Annotated in this window: 1 protein-coding gene; it reads right to left on the minus strand. The window is 58.9% G+C overall.

The window, feature by feature from the left end; genetic code table 11:
• A partial coding sequence (locus NLU14_RS22890; protein ID WP_275710931.1) for a hypothetical protein occupies positions 1 to 236 on the minus strand: 236 nt, incomplete at both ends.

Raw genomic sequence — 236 nt, forward strand, 5'->3', positions numbered from 1 at the left:
TGGTCGTATCGAACACGTACTCGCGAATGGTCGAATCGCCAGGCATGATATAGGTCGAGAGCGACTTAGCCGCATTCCAAACGGGATCGGCATCCGTCGTATAATAGAGCTTCGCTTGAGAGCCGGTCGTTTGGTTGCCAAGCTTCACGCGAACCCGCTTGATCGTGGACGCGTCCAGCCCCAACTGATCCGGCGATTCGACCGCAGGCTCCGTCCCGCCGGATACGCCCAAGGAG

The organism is Marinobacter iranensis, from assembly GCF_029207565.1.
In the GTDB taxonomy this organism is placed as follows: Bacteria; Pseudomonadota; Gammaproteobacteria; order Pseudomonadales; family Oleiphilaceae; genus Marinobacter; species Marinobacter iranensis.